The organism is Acinetobacter sp. YH12068_T, assembly GCF_024606005.1.
Taxonomy (GTDB): domain Bacteria; phylum Pseudomonadota; class Gammaproteobacteria; order Pseudomonadales; family Moraxellaceae; genus Acinetobacter; species Acinetobacter amyesii.
Map to the genome: position 1 here is coordinate 1,414,151 of NZ_CP094555.1, position 18,707 is coordinate 1,432,857.

Sequence of the window (18,707 nt, forward strand, 5' to 3'; positions counted from 1 at the left end):
GTCTTTCATAAAGCAAAATATACGGATATATTGATCTTTAAATAAGCAATAAATTGCTTTTAGTTTAAAAAATATACACTCAAGCAAAATATTATAGAAATTTCTATGATAGGGGCTTGTGTTTGTTTTGAAACTCTATAGAATACGCTGCATACCAACGCAGATAGCGATAAACGTAAGGTTTTTAGTTGTTTGATGTTGTTTCTTATTTGCTGACGAAGCATTAAGAAGATCATTAAGAGATTATGAAGAACAACTTGTGTGGATTTTTACTGGTTGATTGATCGAAATTATTTTCATTGATTGATGGTAGAAATTACTCGAAGTTTATTTGAGCAAATTTTTGTCAGTAATTGATGAGCCAAGATTGGTACACTATATGTACTATTGATTTTAAACTGAAGAGTTTGATCATGGCTCAGATTGAACGCTGGCGGCAGGCTTAACACATGCAAGTCGAGCGGGAATAGGTAGCTTGCTACCGATTTCTAGCGGCGGACGGGTGAGTAATGCTTAGGAATCTGCCTATTAGTGGGGGACAACATTTCGAAAGGGATGCTAATACCGCATACGTCCTACGGGAGAAAGCAGGGGATCTTCGGACCTTGCGCTAATAGATGAGCCTAAGTCGGATTAGCTAGTTGGTGGGGTAAAGGCCTACCAAGGCGACGATCTGTAGCGGGTCTGAGAGGATGATCCGCCACACTGGGACTGAGACACGGCCCAGACTCCTACGGGAGGCAGCAGTGGGGAATATTGGACAATGGGGGGAACCCTGATCCAGCCATGCCGCGTGTGTGAAGAAGGCCTTTTGGTTGTAAAGCACTTTAAGCGAGGAGGAGGCTACTTTGGTTAATACCTAGAGATAGTGGACGTTACTCGCAGAATAAGCACCGGCTAACTCTGTGCCAGCAGCCGCGGTAATACAGAGGGTGCGAGCGTTAATCGGATTTACTGGGCGTAAAGCGTGCGTAGGCGGCTTTTTAAGTCGGATGTGAAATCCCCGAGCTTAACTTGGGAATTGCATTCGATACTGGGAAGCTAGAGTATGGGAGAGGATGGTAGAATTCCAGGTGTAGCGGTGAAATGCGTAGAGATCTGGAGGAATACCGATGGCGAAGGCAGCCATCTGGCCTAATACTGACGCTGAGGCACGAAAGCATGGGGAGCAAACAGGATTAGATACCCTGGTAGTCCATGCCGTAAACGATGTCTACTAGCCGTTGGGGCCTTTGAGGCTTTAGTGGCGCAGCTAACGCGATAAGTAGACCGCCTGGGGAGTACGGTCGCAAGACTAAAACTCAAATGAATTGACGGGGGCCCGCACAAGCGGTGGAGCATGTGGTTTAATTCGATGCAACGCGAAGAACCTTACCTGGTCTTGACATAGTAAGAACTTTCCAGAGATGGATTGGTGCCTTCGGGAACTTACATACAGGTGCTGCATGGCTGTCGTCAGCTCGTGTCGTGAGATGTTGGGTTAAGTCCCGCAACGAGCGCAACCCTTTTCCTTATTTGCCATCGGGTTAAGCCGGGAACTTTAAGGATACTGCCAGTGACAAACTGGAGGAAGGCGGGGACGACGTCAAGTCATCATGGCCCTTACGACCAGGGCTACACACGTGCTACAATGGTCGGTACAAAGGGTTGCTACTCCGCGAGGAGATGCTAATCTCAAAAAGCCGATCGTAGTCCGGATTGGAGTCTGCAACTCGACTCCATGAAGTCGGAATCGCTAGTAATCGCGGATCAGAATGCCGCGGTGAATACGTTCCCGGGCCTTGTACACACCGCCCGTCACACCATGGGAGTTTGTTGCACCAGAAGTAGGTAGTCTAACCGTAAGGAGGACGCTTACCACGGTGTGGCCGATGACTGGGGTGAAGTCGTAACAAGGTAGCCGTAGGGGAACCTGCGGCTGGATCACCTCCTTAACGAAAGATTGACGATTGGTAAGAATCCACAACAAGTTGTTCTTCATGACGATGTATCTGAGGGTCTGTAGCTCAGTTGGTTAGAGCACACGCTTGATAAGCGTGGGGTCACAAGTTCAAGTCTTGTCAGACCCACCATTCTGACTAACGAAGTATTTGAATAAAATACGGAAGCAAACAGAGAATCAGAAACATTGACTTATTGATAAGCTGGGGACTTAGCTTAGTTGGTAGAGCGCCTGCTTTGCACGCAGGAGGTCAGGAGTTCGACTCTCCTAGTCTCCACCATACATTCCTTCGGAATGTATAAAGAACGAAGCTAAAATAAACAATCAAGCGATTGTTAGCTTAGTCCTTAAGCGATCAAGTGCTTAGGTTATAGAGCTTAGCAACAAAGTGGCGTATGATTCGCTGCATTGTTATTAAGCTCTGTGATTTATCACAGTTTCCTGACCTGACGAAGGCTGGAAAAATCATTAACAGAATATATTTGAGTTGAAATAATTTGTTCATACTCGTTTGATTTAACTTAACAAGCAATTGTGAAAGTTGAATGAAATGAGTTACTAGCGAAATTAACTGAATCAAGCGTTTTGGTATATGAATCTAATTGAAGCTGTACAGTGATTAAATTCACGAAGCTCTAAACTGTAATGTTGGTTGATCTACTTGTAGGATCAAACGACTGTTTGGGGTTGTATAGTCAAGTAATTAAGTGCATGTGGTGGATGCCTTGGCAGTCAGAGGCGATGAAAGACGTAATAGCCTGCGATAAGCTCCGGGGAGGCGGCAAATATCCTGTGATCCGGAGATTTCTGAATGGGGAAACCCACCCGCTATAAGGCGGGTATCATAAACTGAATACATAGGTTTATGAGGCGAACGAGGGGAAGTGAAACATCTCAGTACCCTTAGGAAAAGAAATCAATTGAGATTCCCTCAGTAGCGGCGAGCGAACGGGGAAAAGCCCATTAAGTTATCTAAGCTTTAGTGGAACGCTCTGGGAAGTGCGACCATAGTAGGTGATAGTCCTGTACACGAAAGGGCTTAGATAATGATGTCGAGTAGGGCGAGGCACGTGAAACCTTGTCTGAATATGGGGGGACCATCCTCCAAGGCTAAATACTCCTGACTGACCGATAGTGAACCAGTACCGTGAGGGAAAGGCGAAAAGAACCCCTGTGAGGGGAGTGAAATAGATCCTGAAACCGCATGCATACAAGCAGTGGGAGCCAACTTGTTTGGTGACTGCGTACCTTTTGTATAATGGGTCAGCGACTTACATTCAGTAGCAAGGTTAACCGATTAGGGGAGCCGTAGAGAAATCGAGTCTTAATAGGGCGTTTAGTTGCTGGGTGTAGACCCGAAACCGGGTGATCTATCCATGAGCAGGTTGAAGGTTGGGTAACACTAACTGGAGGACCGAACCCACTGTCGTTGAAAAGCCAGGGGATGACTTGTGGATAGGGGTGAAAGGCTAATCAAACTCGGTGATAGCTGGTTCTCCCCGAAAGCTATTTAGGTAGCGCCTCGGACGAATACCATTGGGGGTAGAGCACTGTTTCGGCTAGGGGGTCATCCCGACTTACCAAACCGATGCAAACTCCGAATACCAATGAGTACTATCCGGGAGACAGACTGCGGGTGCTAACGTCCGTAGTCAAGAGGAAAACAATCCAGACCGCCAGCTAAGGCCCCAAAATTATAGTTAAGTGGGAAACGATGTGGGAAGGCATAGACAGCTAGGAGGTTGGCTTAGAAGCAGCCACCCTTTAAAGAAAGCGTAATAGCTCACTAGTCGAGTCGGCCTGCGCGGAAGATGTAACGGGGCTAAAACTATATGCCGAAGCTGCGGATTTACACATTAGTGTAAGTGGTAGGGGAGCGTTCTGTAAGCCGATGAAGGTGGATTGAGAAGTCTGCTGGAGGTATCAGAAGTGCGAATGCTGACGTGAGTAACGACAAAACGGGTGAAAAACCCGTTCGCTGAAAGACCAAGGGTTCCAGTCCAACGTTAATCGGGGCTGGGTGAGTCGACCCCTAAGGCGAGGCCGAGAGGCGTAGTCGATGGGAAATTGGTTAATATTCCAATACTTCAGTGTAATGCGATGAGAGGACGGAGAAGGTTAAGTCAGCCTGGCGTTGGTTGTCCAGGTGAAAGGAAGTAGGCATGTATCTTAGGCAAATCCGGGGTACTCTATGCTGAGATCTGACAGCAAGCTGTACTTGTACAGTGAAGTGGCTGATACCATACTTCCAGGAAAAGTCTCTAAGCTTCAGTTACACTGGAATCGTACCCGAAACCGACACAGGTGGTCAGGTCGAGTAGACCAAAGCGCTTGAGAGAACTCTGCTGAAGGAACTAGGCAAAATGGTACCGTAACTTCGGGAGAAGGTACGCTGCTTTTGGTGATGGAACTTGCTTCCTGAGCTGAGAGCAGCCACAGAAACCAGGCCCCTGCAACTGTTTATTAAAAACATAGCACTCTGCAAACACGAAAGTGGACGTATAGGGTGTGATGCCTGCCCGGTGCTGGAAGGTTAATTGATGGGGTTAGCGTAAGCGAAGCTCTTGATCGAAGCCCCAGTAAACGGCGGCCGTAACTATAACGGTCCTAAGGTAGCGAAATTCCTTGTCGGGTAAGTTCCGACCTGCACGAATGGCATAATGATGGGGGCGCTGTCTCCAGCAGAGGCTCAGTGAAATCGAAATCGCCGTGAAGATGCGGTGTACCCGCGGCTAGACGGAAAGACCCCGTGAACCTTTACTGCAGCTTGACATTGAACTTTGATCTTACTTGTGTAGGATAGGTGGGAGGCTTTGAAACCGAGACGCTAGTTTCGGTGGAGCCAATCTTGAAATACCACCCTGGTAATATTGAGGTTCTAACTCTGCTCCATTATCTGGAGCGAGGACCATGTCTGGTGGGTAGTTTGACTGGGGCGGTCTCCTCCTAAAGAGTAACGGAGGAGTACGAAGGTGCGCTCAGCGTGGTCGGAAATCACGCGTAGAGTATAAAGGCAAAAGCGCGCTTAACTGCGAGACCCACAAGTCGAGCAGGTACGAAAGTAGGTCTTAGTGATCCGGTGGTTCTGTATGGAAGGGCCATCGCTCAACGGATAAAAGGTACTCTGGGGATAACAGGCTGATACCGCCCAAGAGTTCATATCGACGGCGGTGTTTGGCACCTCGATGTCGGCTCATCTCATCCTGGGGCTGAAGCAGGTCCCAAGGGTATGGCTGTTCGCCATTTAAAGAGGTACGCGAGCTGGGTTTAGAACGTCGTGAGACAGTTCGGTCCCTATCTACCGTGGGCGCTGGAAATTTGAGAGGATCTGCTCCTAGTACGAGAGGACCAGAGTGGACGAACCTCTGGTGTACCGGTTGTGACGCCAGTCGCATCGCCGGGTAGCTATGTTCGGAAGGGATAACCGCTGAAAGCATCTAAGCGGGAAGCCTACCTCAAGATAAGATTTCCCTTGGACTTTATGTCCACTAAAGAGCCGTTGAAGACTACGACGTTGATAGGTTGGATGTGGAAGTGCGGTGACGCATGAAGCTGACCAATACTAATTGCTCGTGAGGCTTGACTATACAACACCCAAACAGTTGTATGTAAAGCATCAATTGATTCGATATTAAGCAAAATAACTTGATTTAGTTAACGCTTAAGAACAAAATACTGCAACTCAGATATGATCTGTTAATAACTCATTTGGTAGAAAACTTAGCACGAAGAGCACTGCTCTGAGATTAGACTAAGCGAGTATCCATAAACAGTTGTGCTGGCGACAATAGCAAGAGTGAACCACCTGATCCCTTCCCGAACTCAGAAGTGAAACCTCTTAGCGCTGATGGTAGTGTGGGGTTACCCATGTGAGAGTAAGTCATCGCCAGCTCATTATTCGAAAACACCCCCTGATATCTCAGGGGGTGTTTTTTTATGTGCGGGGAAAAAGGGAAAGTTATCAAAATAGAAAAATAATAAGAGAAGCAAATTCAAAAAATAGGAAAACGAGAGATATTTAAAGAAAATAAAACTAAAATGCTCAATCCATCTATATCATTTTAAAATCTTTTGCTAATGAAAATGTGTAATAAATCAATATAATAAAATCGTTTGTTTCATTAATAATATATAGGGTATTTAAGATGTTTTTAAAAAAATTATTAACTATAGTTTTATTTGCATTTGTTTCTTTAAATACTACAGCTGGCGTGTATCAGGATAAACTAAGTGAATGTTTGGTAAATAAAACTTCAGCAGAAGAGAGTCAGAACTTAACGGTTTAGATTTATTTGGCATTTTCAGCACATCCAGAAATTTCTAAGTATAGTAAAGTGACGTCCGCTGAGATGCAAAAGATTGATAAAAATATGGCAAATTTATTTCAAGATTTATTTACTAAACGTTGTAATGCTGAAATCAAAGCTGTTACAGAAAATGAAGGAACAAATGCTTTGGGTAAAGCATTTGAACTATTGGGGAATCGTGCAGCTGAGAACCTGATGAAAAATCCAGTTGTTGAAAAACGTATTGCATCATTTGCACAATATTTTGATGAAGATAAAATGCGTGAATCGATGAAATAAATTGAATTGGACTAGGTGAATGTATTTGACAGTTGATATTCGCTTAGTTCATTACTCACTCTTTTTAAAGAATATAATAATTGCCCTAATAATACATTTTTTGATGTCAAGACAACTAATATCATGGGGTGTTGAGGGTGAGAGATCGCTGTGAGTAATGCTTTACCATTTTCAGCATCTAATGTAAGGGTTCTACAACCAATTAAATTAATTTCGTTAGTAAAAGCTTGAACCATTGCTAAGATTGAACTGCTTACAGCTGCAAGTTTTCCAGAATTTTCAATATTTTTCTTTTCTATAGATTTTAATTCAAAGCCATCAGTTGAACATAACATCATATATTCAACACCGGACACATCAGAAATTAACTCCTTCATGAGTTTATGTGCTTGTTCAATAAGCTGTAGTGGTGCTGAACGTGTTGTACGAATTGCTGTATTCATAATATCTTCATTAGATTGAAAGTTGAACTTCGGCTTTTGCAATAAGTGCTTCTAGAATAAAAAGAATGTCTTTTTTATTTCTAGCATCGATATAAAAAATCGGGTGATGTATCTGTTGTGAATCCTGCCATTCTTTATAAAGTTTGGTGGATTTATACTGCGTACTGTCTAAATGTGTAATCGCGATGATGATGTTTTCATTATTTTCAGAAAAATAATTTAAATAATCATTCAGCTGCTGAATTGGATGGTCATGTGTATGATCAATCAAAATAATTGTACCAATCGCGCCGTTACAAATGGTATTCCATATAAAGTTAAATCTTTCTTGGCCCGGCGTACCATATAAACCAAGTTTAGTACCATCGGCGAGAGTAAGTTCACCATAATCGATTCCAACAGTAGTCAAAATTTTTTGATGCGCATTTTGATCAGTATTAAGCGCTTCTGTACTCAGTACAGGAATATCAGAAATACTTTGAATAGCAGTGGTTTTTCCGGCACCCATCGTTCCGGCAAATACGATTTTGTATTGCTGTAAAATCATAATGAAATTTTAGATTCCTAATTTTTTTCGAAGACTACGGAAAAAACTCTGTAGTGGATTTGAAGATTCTTGAGCTGTTTTTTGGCTATGATATACACTCGCCATAGCTGGTATCTCTTCTATGATTTCAGCAATGTGGCATGCAAATAAATAGCGATTGATAATGTTTTGGCTCAAATGTATTTGTTCAGCAATATATTGAGTAGAACTACCTTCCATAAAAAAAGCGGATATTTTCAATAGTGATTGTCGCTCAGCACAATGTATAGGCTGTGGCCAATGCAAAAGTTTATAGTGGCTTGTGTAATTGGGGGGAGTACCATCTACGTAATCCCAAACAAATTGCCATAATCCATGCTGTAAATTTATTGATTCCAACCCATATTTAAAAGCAACAACTGTATTTGTATCTGCTGGAATGAGTGTGATTTCAGAATTTTGTGTGATTTGAATATTTTGTTCTATCCAAAACTCATTGCTTAAGTTATCAATGAGTAAGATTGGTTTTTGATCTAAAAGCAATAGTTGACGTTGATGTTTATTTAAATCTTTAAAAGCCTGTGAGATCTGGAGTGCATTTAATTTAGGTTTTATGTCTTTAACAACAATAGGATTGGAGACATTTACAGGATTAGTATCACGGAACCTTAACGCAACTAAATGCTCTAACCAATGCTCAAAATGATTGGTATTTGTTAGGGGTAAAAACAGGGTATCGTGTTCGATTTGATTTGCTTTCAATTCATTTTTTTTAAGTCTAAGTATGATTAAAGCTTCGTGCCTTATTTTATTTATATTCGGCAGGTCGATAAAGTCATCATTGATTAATAGGACTTGGAGTTTCGAATCTGCAATGTTTGTCCAATGAATAGTAAAAGTTTCAGATAGCTTATTTGAAATAATAGATTTAATGTCATTGATAACATTTAGATTTAAGCCAAAAACAGAAATATATAATGTGCTATTCACGAAATGGTCCAGAAAAACTGGGTTATTTCTGGTGAAATAACCCAACTTTAAATTAAGAAAAATCTAATTCTTTTTCGAAATGTTTAAGTTCATGGCGCGCCATAGCAAGGTTTGATTTACTACGGTCTAAGACGAGGTAAAGAAATAATGCTTCATTTGAGTCGAGTGGGCGGATTAAGTGATATTGTTTACCCAGAGTAATTAGAATGTCTTCAATAGAGTCATTTAAATTCAACGCTTTGGCAACTTTACGCTTTGAGCGTACAACTTCAGTATTACCAGCAGCAGCTAATTCTAAATCGATGTCGTTATTGCCTTGTGTCGCCATAGCAAGGCCACTTTCGCTGTCAACCAAAGCTGCAGCAATAAAACCGTCAATGTCTGTTAAAGCGTTTAAAGATAATTTGGCCATTATTAACCCCAATAAATTATATGTTAATCAGTAATATAGTTTTACTGACCTATATGATATTAGCTAAAAATAATGAATAAACAATGCTAAAAAAATCAGCTGGCTGATTATTGTTAATAATAAATAAAGTAAAAATGGTCTTTAAATGATTCTTGGCTGCTAATAGTTATAGGATTGTGTAGAATATTTAAACTTTTTATAGAATTGTTGTATATGAAATTCAATTAAGGTTGTTGTTTTATAAGAGTTTTTTTTATTAATAGATTTAATGTATTATTTCATTAATTTAATATGCAAAAAACGATTATGTAAGATGAAATAAATATTAAAAATATATGCTGTTTGTTTGTTTATTACTCATTAAAATACATCATATAATATTATTCTAGAATCTATATTTGTGATTTAAGTCTATTAAATTCAAGTATTTGTGATATATGTTAAAAGTTCAATCATGGGGTAATAGGATTGAACTTTACTTCTTATAATGCACTTTTTAAATTATTTCGATGTTGTTTCACTTGTTTTGCATAACGTTTGCCTTGTTTTTTCATTTTTCGATTGGTGTTATAAGCGGTAGGTCCGACATTATAGTAGGCTAAAGCTTTTGGCATGCTGCCAGCGGCATTTTTATATTTAGTTAAAATAAATGACCCACAATTAATATTGGTTAATTCGTCATATAAATCCCCAGGGCATATTGCTTGCCAATAACGTGGCATCACCTGAGTTAAACCGACTGCACCTGCAGGTGAACTGACATAAGGGCGGAAAGTTGATTCTTGGCGAATAACAGCAGCCAGTAGTAAAGGATCTAAGTTGTATTGATCAGCAGTTTGCACAATGTAGGGTGACACTCGATTTGCAGTTTCAGGATTGACTGAATAGGCCTTTTGGATCCCTGATGAAAGTTTAACAGCACGTTTTTCTACAGAGCCACCACCGAGTGATGAACATCCAGAAATCAGGGTTACAGATATAATAACAGTTGAAAACTTTAAGCTGTGAGCGCTTAGGAGCGACGAAAGACGAGTTGAAAGGCGAGTTTTATTCAGTACATTCTGCATTTATATTCACTTTAAAATAATCATGGCTAAGTGTAATTTCTAAAGTGATAGTATGAACTGGAGACTCAGAGGTCAATATTTTCTTAAGTTGCTCTATACAGTGTAATTGTAAAAATTGATGGAAATGTACTCAAATTACATGATTGTCTAAGTGAAGAGAGAAAAGCAGATCGTGTTAATTGAGTTAGTATTTCTCTCTTTAAATTCTTACTTACTTAAGATTGTGGGTTATTCAAAAGCGGAGATCTTTAATTATAAAAAACTTGAATATCCACTCATTAAATATCTCTATTTGAAAAAGCTCTAAAACCTTTTCAGCGAAATTAATTAAATCTAAGTTTATTAAAGCGTTTTAAGCATCCAAATTTCACATGCTTGGCTATGACCTGTATTGCCCTTGGGAGCTTGTAAGTGTTGAAATCCTACTTTTTCATAGAGTTTCACCGCTTGCCCAAGTGTATGTGTGGTTTCTAAATAACACGCTTTAAAATTATGATCTTTGGCAAATTGAAAACAAAGTTCTAAAATATCTTTGGCTAAACCATGACCACGTAATTCAGGCAAAAAATACATTTTTTGGATTTCTAAAATGCTTGAATCTCCAGCTAAAGGAGAAAGGCCGCCACCACCTAAAATTGTACCGTGTTGATTTTCAATAACCCAATATTGTGCATTTGCTTGCGCATAGACGTGATATAAATCATCTAAAATTGGATCTGCAACGGCAAATCCTGATTCAGGTGCTAATCCAAATTCTTTGGAAACTGTGCGAATGACATTGGCAATGCTTGCATTGTCTTCAAATTGAAGTGGTCGGATCTGAAACATAATCATCGAAAAACAAAAAGATGGATTGTTTATAGACTGATCCTATATAAAAATCCATCTTTAAGTTTCAAATTGCTCAAGCAAAGTAATTATTTTAATTCGCTTGAACTTTTACCCAGTTCACGTCGTGCAACGATTAATTGTTGAATTTGCTGTGTGCCTTCAAATATATCGAGGATTTTTGAATCACGTGCCCATTTTTCCAATAATTCATCTTCGTTATAACCAACTGCAGCTGCGAGCTCTACACACTTTAAGGTGATTTCATTACCTACACGGCCTGCTTTTGCTTTAGCGATGGATGCTTCACGTGAGTTAGGTTTTTTGTTGTCAGCCATCCATGCAGCTTTGAGCATGAGTAGACGTGCTGCTTCCCAGTCTGCTTCCATTCGGTAGATTTGTGCAGCAATATTCGAACTTTGTAAGATGGGTGTTGAATACTGTTCGTCTAATTCATCTTTAAAGATTTCTTTAATTCGCTCTAAAGATGCCTTTGCACAGCCTATAGCCATCGCAGCAACGAGTGGGCGAGTATTATCAAAAGTTTCCATAACCCCAGCAAAACCCTTTGCTACATCAATTTCAGCATTGCCTAATAAGTTTGCAGCAGGGACACGACAATCTACAAAACTAATAGCAGCAGTATCAGAGGCTTTAATACCCAATTTATATTCTAGGCGTTCTACAGTCATGCCTGATGTACCTTTTTCAACAACAAAGGATTTAATCGCTGCTCGACCTAATTTTTTATCTAGTGTTGCCCAAACCACCACTGAATCAGCACGTTCGCCCGAGGTGACAAAGATTTTTTCACCATTGAGGATGTATTCATCGCCATCTTTCGTCGCTGTTGTCCGAATTGCTGCTGAATCAGAGCCGCAATTGGGTTCTGTAATGGCCATAGCGGCCCAAGTTCCTTTTAAGCGTTCTAGTTGTTCATCATTAGCTACTGCTGCAATAGCTGAGTTGCCAAGCCCTTGGCGAGGCATACTGAGCAACAGGCCTGTATCTCCATAGCACATCTCTATGATACTGAGTGCAGTCGACATATTGACACCGTTTTTATTTCCCGTGTCTGTGTCGCCACGTTTATTGACGGCAGCACCTGCATTCATGCCATCACCGCCATCATTCATACCGTCGACGAGGGAAGACAACATGTCTAACTCTTTCGGATAGGCATGTTCGGCTTTGTCATATTTACGTGAAATAGGACGTAGAACATTTAAAGCAACTTCATGGGCTTGGTCGATCAGCAATTTAAATTTTTTCGGATTTTGTAAGTTCATGGACATTTCCTTGTTTTTTATTTTGCTGAATTACGCATGTAAGCCAGATTGAAGAATCGCTGTGGCACGTAAGTCTCGATACCAACGTTCTACGGGATGTTCTTTGGTAAAGCCATGACCACCTAATATTTGCACACCATCGGTCCCAATTTTCATTGACTTTTCAGCACATAGCACGCGGGCTAAATAGGCTTCACGATGAAAGGGCTTGCCAGCTTCGGCTAGACTTGCTGCATTGAGGATGAGCATATGCATGGCATCAATTTCGATTGCCATATCTGCAATCATAAATGCCACACTTTGACGGTGCGAAATTGGCTCCCCAAAAGCTGTACGTTCGTTTGCATATTGAATGCAATATTTCTTGACTGCAGTTGCGGTACCAACAGCCATGGCACACCACATTAAATTGCCAAGATCGATAAATGAGGTATAGTTGAAATCTTGATCACCTAAGCGTTGGGCAGGGGTGTGAGTAAATTTTAAAGTTACCGTTTCAGTGGCTTTTAAACCCATAGCTGGTGTTTTTTTAGCGCTAATGCTCTGGTCGCGTTGCACAATAAAAACTTCAGGCTGCCCATTGAGCATGGCACTCACCAAGAGCACATCTGCCTGTTCACCTAAAAGGACTAAGGTTTTCTCCCCACTGATTTTATACTGCTGGCCATCAGCAATCGCGTGAGTTTTAAGTTGATAGGGATTAAATGCCGCTGTTGCCTCTTGAACCGCAAAGCTTGCACGTAGGGCTGAATCATCTGCAAATGCCGCTAAGTAGGTTGCTTGAACAGATTCGGAACCCCATTGGGTGATGGCGTTGATACAGCTAAATGTCGACAGTAAACCTGCTGTTAAACTAAAGTCACCTTCAGCCAATTGTTCAGCAATTAAGATATTGCTAATGATATTTTTTTCTGCCGCGACGCCACCCAAATCTTCAGGTAAGGCATAATAATTTAGACCTAGATCTTGGATATGTTGCCATAACGCTTCAGGAAATCTTTCCTCTTGATCGGCTTGATGAGCAAGTGGATACAAGACTTCTGTGGCAAACTGCTGCATCGCATCAGCAGTCATTTGTTGTTCTTCAGTCAGGTTTAAATCAAATAATGATTTTTGTTGATTAGGCAAACGTTGTTTATGCACATCTTTGTTGGTCTGAAATACTTTTTGCGTTTGGCTCAAGGTTTTAAAACCAGCTTTTGAGCTCTGATACAAAGATTTTTCAACAAATTTGCGCAGTTTAAACTGATCGAGTACATCACTTCCGGCAATTTTAGTTAAAAGTGAGAGTCCAAATCCTTGTGCCTTGTTTACCATATTGGTCATTGTTGTTTTCCATTTGCGTTATTCTTATTTAATGCTGACATGCCAAAGATAGAAAAACCATGTCATAAATGACATGCGTGATTGTCAAAGATAAACGGCGAGATTAGGTGGGATTTGATAGCTAAATGATTAATTAATAATAGAAAAGTAAAAAGGCTTAAAAGGATTTTTATTTTAAAATTGACTTGGCTGACATTTGAGTCAGCCAAGTCTTGAAGTGTGCATTGAATGATTATTGATATTTTTGAATCATACGACGAACATTGGTTTTCGCTTCAATGACGGTCATAAAGGTATATGCACCGATAAATTTACGGCTGATAAACATAAACTCTTTAGGTGGAACTGAGAAGTAGCGAGATGCCATCGATTTTGAAGCTTGTTGCATCACACGGCTATGTAATTGGCTTTTTTTCCAATCATAGCGTTGTTGTTCGTCCATAACACCAGCAGGGATGTCCGGGTTATTTGCAGTGCTACTAAATGCCTCTGTCGCTAACAAAAAGACTTTAGCCATATCAGGTTTAATACTTTGTGGAATACCATCAAAGAACTCATAACCTGTCATCGCTTTGACCATTTGCTCAGAGCTATGGTGATAACCCGCGGTAATCAAATTACGTGCAACGCCTAATAGATGCTCATCGAACTGACGGATCGCACCAAAGTCGAGGAGAACAATTTTATCTGGCACATCCGCACCATTGCCTAAACGGACCAAATAGTTTCCGAAGTTAGGGTCGGTTTGCATTTCACCCCATTCAAAAATTTCGCGTACGGCAATTTCAAGTGATGCTTCACCTAAGGCATTACGGCGCTCTTGAGGAAGTGACAGCATTACTGGGCTGTTAATCGGCACACCACGTTCAAAGGTCATACACAGCACTTGAGGTGTTGAATAACCATCAATGATTTGCGGCACGATATAGCGTGGGTCTTCTTTTAAGTGTGCAGCAAAACGGCGAGTGGTATCTGCTTCGATTTTATAATTTACTTCACGATGCATCATTTCACGAACTTCATCAAACCACTGATCAAATTCACGCGTTTGAGGAACCATTCGTGTCAGTTTGAGCATGTTTTTGAATAGATTCATATCCGAATCGATTGCATCTGCCACACCCGGATACTGGATTTTTAATACCAGTTCTAAACCATCAGATTTGCGTTTTGCACGGTGAACCTGTGCCAGAGATGCTGTGCCAAGTGGCTCATGATCAATCACGAGATCATCAAGCTTTGAGCCAAGTTGATTTTGTAATTGGACTTTGATGGCTGGCCATGCCAATGCGACTGTTTGATTGTTAAGGGTATTGAGGGCTTGGGTGATTTCTTCAGGTAGAAAATGTTCACCATACAACGCCATCATTTGCCCAATTTTTACAATTGAACCTTTTAATTTACCAATTTCTGCGACGAGATATTCAGCCTGATCTTTCATGGCTTTTTTACGCTTTTTCTCTTTTTCTTCTTCACTCGAAAAAATAGAAGTGGCGTTTGATGCTGCCCAACGAGTTCCCGCAAGTAGCGATGCCTTTGCGATAGATAAGCGTCGATCCATAGAAGACGTTTTCAAGTGTTTGAGCTTATCGTTCTGATCTGACATGTAAATTAAATCCTTTAATCAGCAATTCGCAGAAAAATACATTGTAGCTAATTTTAACGTTTCTTAACGTATTAAAATAGTTCAACTTACTGAATATGCAGTAAGCATTTGCAAACTTAAGCAAGATGCCGCGTAGACAGGTACATTGGAAAGAAAACTATAAACGATATTTGATTTTTACCGTATCGTTTTGCATCAATGCGGCTTTATGTTCTTCAATATGTTGATGAATAAGATGTTGGACAGATTCGTCTTTAAATCCGGCAGCATAACCTTTGACAATAATAATGCTCGGTAAGCTAAAAAATAGGGTACGTGCGTTTTCTAGACTCGCATCAGGGAAAACTTGATGTTCGATCAGCAGTTGCTGAAAAAATGCCTTTTCAGTTTGCACGTTTAAAGACTGAGTGTCTTCCCAATAGCTTTGACGCATAGCCATGAGGTTATTGTGCTTATAGCTCATTGGAGCTCCGCATTTAAAATTTAACTGTTTGTATGGGGATGATTTTAAGAAAATAAAGCTTAGGATCAAGTACAAATTGCTAAACAATTGAGCTTGAATTGGTTTTTATTCGTAATTTTCATCTAATTAGATTTTATAGAATGCTGAAAGGCATAAAGTACACATTTCATTTCAGCGAATGTATCAGACCTCATATATACGGTTATGAAATGCTTTCAAGCGGTGAATAATGCCGTATTTTTATTATAAATAGCATTAAAACAAGGTATCATAGGGTGTTTAAAAAATTATGAACTGGAGACGCCTTAAGTGGATCGACCGACTATTAGCCCTGAACATTTACAGGAAGCAGCTGAAAACCTATCAACAATTCGTGATTATATCCGCTTTGGGGTAACAGCTTTACGTCAATATGATGCCCACTTAGGACAAGGTACAGAAGACTATTTTGCTGAAAGCTCAGCATTGGTTTTACAAACGTTATCTCTAGATTGGAATGCAGATGCGGAAATCTTAGATGCGAAATTATTGCCAAGTGAAGTTGCAGAATTTTTAGCATTATTAGAACGTCGTATTAATGAAAAAGTTCCGACGTCTTATTTACTAAACTTGTCATATTTCTTTGGTAAACCATTTTATGTTGATGAGCGTGTACTGATTCCACGTTCTCCAATTGCAGAGTTAATTGAAAACCGTTTTGCGCCGTATTGCTTAAGTGAAAATGGCGAAATGGGTGCTGCGGTTAATAATCTACCTGAAAATGCCAATCCAAAAACTCCTCAGCGCATTTTAGATATGTGTACGGGTTCGGGTTGTATCGCGATTGCTTTAGCTTATGCATTCCCAGACGCTGAAGTTGATGCAACAGATTTATCTAAAGATGCACTTGAAGTGGCACAAATTAACTGTGAACACCACAATAAACAATATCAAGTGGCTTTACTTGAGTCTGATTTATTCGCCAAAATTCCAGCAGAAAATCAATATGATTTGATCGTGTCGAATCCACCGTATGTGGATGCTGAAGACATGGCAGATTTACCAGAAGAATTCCACCATGAACCTGAAATGGCGCTTGCTGCGGGTCAAGATGGTTTGGATCTTGTACGTAAAATGTTGGCACAAGCTGCAGATTACCTGACTGAAGATGGCTTAATTGTGATTGAAGTGGGTAACTCAGAATGGGCAATGCGTCAAAACTTCAATACCGTTGATTTTTATTGGTTACAGTTCCAAAAAGGCGGTACAGGTATCTTTGCATTGACTGCTGCTCAATGCCGCGAATACCGAGATTTATTCATTCAATCTGTTCAAGCATAAGGAGTCGTTTGACATGGCAGGTAATAGTATAGGGCAACTCTTCCGTGTAACGACTTGTGGTGAATCTCATGGCGTTGGTCTGATGGCCATTGTGGATGGGGTTCCACCGGGTATTGAACTGACTGAAGCCGATTTGCAAAAGGATCTGGATCGTCGTAAGCCGGGCACATCTAAGTTTGCAACTCAGCGTAAAGAACCCGATGAAGTTGAAATTATTTCAGGCGTATTTGAAGGCAAAACGACCGGTACATCGATTGGTCTATTGATCCGTAACACAGATCAAAAATCAAAAGATTATGGCAACATCGCGCAAACCTTCCGTCCGGGTCATGCAGACTATACGTATACACATAAGTATGGTTTCCGTGATTATCGTGGTGGTGGTCGCTCAAGTGCTCGTGAAACTGCGATGCGTGTTGCTGCGGGGGCGATTGCTAAAAAATACTTGTTTGAGAAATTTGGCATCGAAATTCGTGGTCATGTAACGCAAATTGGTACCGAAAAAGCAGAGAAATTGGACTGGAATGAAGTTCCAAATAACCCATTTTTCTGTGGTGATGCAGATGCTGTCCCACGTTTTGAAGCTCTCGTAACGTCACTTCGTGCACAAGGAACGAGCTGTGGCGCAAAACTGGAAATTATTGCGACGCAAGTGCCAGTAGGTTGGGGCGAGCCTGTATTTGATCGTTTAGATGCAGATATTGCACATGCCATGATGTCCATCAATGCCGTAAAAGGTGTGGAAATTGGTGATGGCTTTGGTGTTGCCGAGCAGTTTGGTCATGAAACCCGTGATGAGTTAACTACGGATGGTTTCTTGGCAAACCATGCAGGCGGCATTTTGGGCGGTATTTCGAGTGGTCAGGACATTCGTGTTGCGATTGCTTTAAAACCAACAGCATCCATTACTACGCCGGGTAAAACCATTACGATTAATCGTGAAGATACTGATGTGTTGACCAAAGGTCGCCATGATCCTTGTGTCGGTGTTCGTGCAACTCCAATTGCGGAAGCAATGTTAGCAATTGTGCTCATGGATCACTTCATGCGTAACCGTGCACAAAATGCAGACGTTGTTGCACCATTTGCCCCAATTGAACCCAAGTGAGGAAACAAAGCGTTGCTTTGTTTCGAACGCGGTTAGTGAATAGCTTTAGCAAGTCACAGTGGATAAATAACAAAGCGCTGCTTTTTGTTCCGATGCGGTTGGTGAATAGCGCTAGCGAGCTACACTGATGAGCAAATTGCATAAAAAAACCAGACAATTGTCTGGTTTTTTTATTTCAGTAAAATAGACCCATGAAAATAAATAGCTAAAAATATGAATATACGAAAAGCTTTACTTGACGATATTCATTAGCTTGAAAGCTTAATGAATATAGCCTATCGGGAAAATCATCCCAAGAGTTGGACCACGGAACATCATATTGTTCGAGGAAATCGAATAAATGTATCTCAACTCAGTCAACTCTTACAAAAAAAGGATTTTCATCTATATGTGATTGAGTCGGTACATGCGCAGATCAAGGGGTGTATTGGTATTCAAATGCAGGGGATGAGCTGTGAAATTGGTCATTTTGCAATTCATCCAAATGAGCAAGCTCAGGGCTTAGGAAAAAAATTATTGCAATTTGCAGAACAACAAGCGATGTTGATGGAACCCAATGTTGAAGAATTTGTCATGTATGTGATTGATCGGTGTTTAGAATTAATAAAATATTATCAACGACGTGGCTATAACATAACAGATGAAAATCAAGCCTATCCTCTTCATCTAGAGGTGGGTCAACCGATATGTGAACTGACAATTAAACAATTAATTAAACGAATAAAATAAAGATCATGTGATGCATTTGATTAATTTATAAGATGAGATGAATAAAAAATCCCAAAAGAAAACATACACTAA

The 18,707-nt window shown here is 40.6% G+C and carries 14 protein-coding genes, 2 tRNA genes and 3 rRNA genes; 9 read left to right on the forward strand and 10 right to left on the reverse strand.

Annotated elements, in window-relative coordinates; all coding sequences use genetic code 11:
- Positions 1-395 precede the first annotated feature (395 nt).
- The 6 genes from MST18_RS06900 (at position 396) to MST18_RS06925 (ending at position 6,528) form a co-directional block, all read left to right on the forward strand.
- Positions 396-1,934: ribosomal RNA gene (locus MST18_RS06900) — 16S ribosomal RNA — on the forward strand.
- Positions 1,935-1,995: 61 nt separating this feature from the next.
- Positions 1,996-2,072: transfer RNA gene (locus MST18_RS06905), tRNA-Ile, on the forward strand.
- Between the two features lie 74 nt (positions 2,073-2,146).
- Positions 2,147-2,222 (forward strand) — tRNA-Ala (locus MST18_RS06910).
- Between the two features lie 413 nt (positions 2,223-2,635).
- Positions 2,636-5,529, forward strand: a 23S ribosomal RNA gene (locus MST18_RS06915).
- A 190-nt stretch (positions 5,530-5,719) separates the two neighbouring features.
- Positions 5,720-5,834 (forward strand): 5S ribosomal RNA (gene rrf, locus MST18_RS06920).
- Together the 16S, 23S and 5S rRNA genes with 2 tRNA genes alongside form the textbook arrangement of a ribosomal RNA operon.
- Before the next feature lie 478 nt (positions 5,835-6,312).
- Positions 6,313-6,528 (forward strand): hypothetical protein, encoded by a 216-nt coding sequence (locus MST18_RS06925; RefSeq protein WP_180133961.1) that lies wholly within the window; start codon positions 6,313-6,315, stop codon positions 6,526-6,528.
- An 11-nt stretch (positions 6,529-6,539) separates the two neighbouring features.
- Here MST18_RS06925 and MST18_RS06930 read toward each other — a convergent pair whose 3' ends face one another.
- The 10 genes from MST18_RS06930 to MST18_RS06975 all read right to left on the reverse strand — a co-directional run bounded on the left by MST18_RS06930 (position 6,540) and on the right by MST18_RS06975 (position 15,478).
- Positions 6,540-6,971 (reverse strand): roadblock/LC7 domain-containing protein, encoded by a 432-nt coding sequence (locus MST18_RS06930; RefSeq protein WP_180133962.1) that lies wholly within the window; start codon positions 6,969-6,971, stop codon positions 6,540-6,542.
- Positions 6,972-6,981: 10 nt separating this feature from the next.
- Positions 6,982-7,518, reverse strand: coding sequence for an ATP/GTP-binding protein (locus MST18_RS06935; RefSeq protein WP_180120328.1), 537 nt, complete (start codon positions 7,516-7,518; stop codon positions 6,982-6,984).
- Positions 7,519-7,527: 9 nt separating this feature from the next.
- The gene (locus MST18_RS06940) at positions 7,528-8,487 is read right to left on the reverse strand and encodes a hypothetical protein (RefSeq protein ID WP_180133963.1); all 960 of its coding nucleotides are present in this window, start codon (positions 8,485-8,487) and stop codon (positions 7,528-7,530) included.
- A 52-nt stretch (positions 8,488-8,539) separates the two neighbouring features.
- The gene (locus MST18_RS06945) at positions 8,540-8,899 is read right to left on the reverse strand and encodes a hypothetical protein (RefSeq protein ID WP_078193877.1); all 360 of its coding nucleotides are present in this window, start codon (positions 8,897-8,899) and stop codon (positions 8,540-8,542) included.
- 482 nt (positions 8,900-9,381) lie between these two features.
- A complete protein-coding gene (locus MST18_RS06950) occupies positions 9,382-9,966 on the reverse strand; it encodes a lytic transglycosylase domain-containing protein (protein WP_180127739.1) in 585 nt (194 codons plus the stop codon).
- 342 nt (positions 9,967-10,308) lie between these two features.
- A complete protein-coding gene (locus MST18_RS06955) occupies positions 10,309-10,794 on the reverse strand; it encodes a GNAT family N-acetyltransferase (protein ID WP_180133978.1) in 486 nt (161 codons plus the stop codon).
- Positions 10,795-10,883: 89 nt separating this feature from the next.
- On the reverse strand, positions 10,884-12,083 hold the full coding sequence (locus MST18_RS06960) for an acyl-CoA dehydrogenase family protein (protein WP_180133964.1): 1,200 nt from the start codon (positions 12,081-12,083) through the stop codon (positions 10,884-10,886).
- Positions 12,084-12,113: 30 nt separating this feature from the next.
- Entirely contained in the window at positions 12,114-13,400 is a 1,287-nt protein-coding gene (locus tag MST18_RS06965; protein WP_180133979.1) for an acyl-CoA dehydrogenase family protein, read from the reverse strand.
- 241 nt (positions 13,401-13,641) lie between these two features.
- Positions 13,642-15,015, reverse strand: a complete 1,374-nt coding sequence (locus tag MST18_RS06970; RefSeq protein WP_180133965.1) for an AarF/ABC1/UbiB kinase family protein — start codon at positions 15,013-15,015, stop codon at positions 13,642-13,644.
- 157 nt (positions 15,016-15,172) lie between these two features.
- Entirely contained in the window at positions 15,173-15,478 is a 306-nt protein-coding gene (locus MST18_RS06975; protein ID WP_078191029.1) for a hypothetical protein, read from the reverse strand.
- 309 nt (positions 15,479-15,787) lie between these two features.
- Here MST18_RS06975 and prmB point away from each other — a divergent pair, with 309 nt between their 5' ends.
- The 3 genes from prmB to MST18_RS06990 all read left to right on the forward strand — a co-directional run bounded on the left by prmB (position 15,788) and on the right by MST18_RS06990 (position 18,635).
- Entirely contained in the window at positions 15,788-16,798 is a 1,011-nt protein-coding gene (prmB, locus tag MST18_RS06980) for a 50S ribosomal protein L3 N(5)-glutamine methyltransferase (protein ID WP_180133966.1), read from the forward strand.
- 13 nt (positions 16,799-16,811) lie between these two features.
- Positions 16,812-17,906, forward strand: a complete 1,095-nt coding sequence (gene aroC / locus MST18_RS06985; protein ID WP_180085081.1) for a chorismate synthase — start codon at positions 16,812-16,814, stop codon at positions 17,904-17,906.
- A gap of 264 nt (positions 17,907-18,170) precedes the next feature.
- Positions 18,171-18,635 carry an N-acetyltransferase gene (locus tag MST18_RS06990; RefSeq protein WP_180133967.1) on the forward strand — a complete coding sequence of 155 codons (465 nt, stop codon included), beginning with the start codon at positions 18,171-18,173 and terminating at the stop codon, positions 18,633-18,635.
- Positions 18,636-18,707: the final 72 nt, after the last annotated feature.

Excerpts from the sequence above, each read along its gene's own strand:
- MST18_RS06975 (WP_078191029.1), bottom strand. The coding sequence starts at position 15,478 with ATGAGCTATAAGCACAATAACCTCATGGCTATGCGTCAAAGCTATTGG.
- MST18_RS06950 (WP_180127739.1), bottom strand. The coding sequence starts at position 9,966 with ATGCAGAATGTACTGAATAAAACTCGCCTTTCAACTCGTCTTTCGTCG.
- MST18_RS06965 (WP_180133979.1), bottom strand. The coding sequence starts at position 13,400 with ATGGTAAACAAGGCACAAGGATTTGGACTCTCACTTTTAACTAAAATT.
- MST18_RS06970 (WP_180133965.1), bottom strand. The coding sequence starts at position 15,015 with ATGTCAGATCAGAACGATAAGCTCAAACACTTGAAAACGTCTTCTATG.
- MST18_RS06935 (WP_180120328.1), bottom strand. The coding sequence starts at position 7,518 with ATGATTTTACAGCAATACAAAATCGTATTTGCCGGAACGATGGGTGCC.
- MST18_RS06925 (WP_180133961.1), top strand. The coding sequence starts at position 6,313 with ATGGCAAATTTATTTCAAGATTTATTTACTAAACGTTGTAATGCTGAA.
- MST18_RS06960 (WP_180133964.1), bottom strand. The coding sequence starts at position 12,083 with ATGAACTTACAAAATCCGAAAAAATTTAAATTGCTGATCGACCAAGCC.
- aroC (WP_180085081.1), top strand. The coding sequence starts at position 16,812 with ATGGCAGGTAATAGTATAGGGCAACTCTTCCGTGTAACGACTTGTGGT.
- MST18_RS06945 (WP_078193877.1), bottom strand. The coding sequence starts at position 8,899 with ATGGCCAAATTATCTTTAAACGCTTTAACAGACATTGACGGTTTTATT.
- MST18_RS06955 (WP_180133978.1), bottom strand. The coding sequence starts at position 10,794 with ATGTTTCAGATCCGACCACTTCAATTTGAAGACAATGCAAGCATTGCC.
- MST18_RS06930 (WP_180133962.1), bottom strand. The coding sequence starts at position 6,971 with ATGAATACAGCAATTCGTACAACACGTTCAGCACCACTACAGCTTATT.
- MST18_RS06990 (WP_180133967.1), top strand. The coding sequence starts at position 18,171 with ATGAATATAGCCTATCGGGAAAATCATCCCAAGAGTTGGACCACGGAA.